The organism is Vibrio sp. EA2 (assembly GCF_033042495.1).
In the GTDB taxonomy this organism is placed as follows: Bacteria; Pseudomonadota; Gammaproteobacteria; order Enterobacterales; family Vibrionaceae; genus Vibrio.
The window spans coordinates 1-2,040 of record NZ_JAWLID010000039.1; the positions used below are offsets into that span (position 1 = coordinate 1).

At 48.6% G+C, this 2,040-nt stretch carries 2 tRNA genes and 2 rRNA genes; all 4 read right to left on the minus strand.

Annotated features, from left to right (window positions below):
• Positions 1 to 355: ribosomal RNA gene (locus RXX31_RS24575) — 23S ribosomal RNA — on the minus strand; the annotation flags it as partial.
• 323 nt (positions 356 to 678) lie between these two features.
• A tRNA-Glu gene (locus RXX31_RS24580) sits at positions 679 to 754 on the minus strand.
• Positions 755 to 766: 12 nt separating this feature from the next.
• A tRNA-Ala gene (locus RXX31_RS24585) sits at positions 767 to 842 on the minus strand.
• 132 nt (positions 843 to 974) lie between these two features.
• A 16S ribosomal RNA gene (locus RXX31_RS24590) occupies positions 975 to 2,040 on the minus strand; the annotation flags it as partial.

Sequence of the window (2,040 nt, forward strand, 5' to 3'; positions counted from 1 at the left end):
TTCACTGAACACACATCGTCAACTACGGGACTATCACCCTGTATCGTCGGCCTTTCCAGACCGTTCGTCTAACGTGTGTAAAGCTTAAGGGCTAGTCCAATTTCGCTCGCCGCTACTTTCGGAATCTCGGTTGATTTCTTTTCCTCGGGGTACTTAGATGTTTCAGTTCCCCCGGTTCGCCTCCTGCTGCTATGTATTCACAACAGGATACTTACTTATGTAAGTGGGTTTCCCCATTCGGAAATCCCAGACTCAAGTGGCTTTTACTGCCTAATCTGGGCTTATCGCAAGTTAATACGTCCTTCATCGCCTCTGACTGCCAAGGCATCCACCGTGTACGCTTAGTCACTTAACCATACAACCCGAAGAAGTTTCGAATTGACGTTAAACAACCAAAGTTGTCTCTCATTATTTGAATGAGCGAGAGACATTAGTTCGTTTCCACTTTAAAAAGCAGAACCAAACTACGATTTTGCCGGACTCAAATATGAATAATCCGAAGATTATTCCCAAGAACACTTGAATGTGTTTTTAGTTGTATTCAAATACATGAATACTTTGAGAACTTTACAAACAACAATAAATTGTTGTTTTGTCAGCTTTCCAAATTGTTAAAGAGCTAATTACTTCAAACGAAGTAACCATTTTTAAGAACACTTAAGCAAATGTGCTTAAAGATGGTATCCCGTAGGGGAGTCGAACCCCTGTTACCGCCGTGAAAGGGCGGTGTCCTAGGCCTCTAGACGAACGGGACACAGAAAGTCAGTGGTGGAGCTAATCGGGATCGAACCGATGACCTCTTCGCTGCCAGCGAAGCGCTCTCCCAGCTGAGCTATAGCCCCACATAAAATTGCTTTGCATTTTATGCAGAACCAATTTTTTGCTCTGAATTAAAACCATATCAATCTGTGTGGACACTCGTCGAGACTCATTTGTTTCCGCTTTAAAAAGCAGAAGCAAACTATCCATTCGTATAAGGAGGTGATCCAGCGCCAGGTTCCCCTAGCGCTACCTTGTTACGACTTCACCCCAGTCATGAACCACAAAGTGGTAAGCGTCCCCCCGAAGGTTAAACTACCTACTTCTTTTGCAGCCCACTCCCATGGTGTGACGGGCGGTGTGTACAAGGCCCGGGAACGTATTCACCGTGGCATTCTGATCCACGATTACTAGCGATTCCGACTTCATGGAGTCGAGTTGCAGACTCCAATCCGGACTACGACGCACTTTTTGGGATTCGCTCACTCTCGCAAGTTGGCCGCCCTCTGTATGCGCCATTGTAGCACGTGTGTAGCCCTACTCGTAAGGGCCATGATGACTTGACGTCGTCCCCACCTTCCTCCGGTTTATCACCGGCAGTCTCCCTGGAGTTCCCGACATTACTCGCTGGCAAACAAGGATAAGGGTTGCGCTCGTTGCGGGACTTAACCCAACATTTCACAACACGAGCTGACGACAGCCATGCAGCACCTGTCTCAGAGTTCCCGAAGGCACCAATCCATCTCTGGAAAGTTCTCTGGATGTCAAGAGTAGGTAAGGTTCTTCGCGTTGCATCGAATTAAACCACATGCTCCACCGCTTGTGCGGGCCCCCGTCAATTCATTTGAGTTTTAATCTTGCGACCGTACTCCCCAGGCGGTCTACTTAACGCGTTAGCTCCGAAAGCCACGGCTCAAGGCCACAACCTCCAAGTAGACATCGTTTACGGCGTGGACTACCAGGGTATCTAATCCTGTTTGCTCCCCACGCTTTCGCATCTGAGTGTCAGTATCTGTCCAGGGGGCCGCCTTCGCCACCGGTATTCCTTCAGATCTCTACGCATTTCACCGCTACACCTGAAATTCTACCCCCCTCTACAGTACTCTAGTCTGCCAGTTTCAAATGCTATTCCGAGGTTGAGCCCCGGGCTTTCACATCTGACTTAACAAACCACCTGCATGCGCTTTACGCCCAGTAATTCCGATTAACGCTCGCACCCTCCGTATTACCGCGGCTGCTGGCACGGAGTTAGCCGGTGCTTCTTCTGTCGCTAACGTCAAA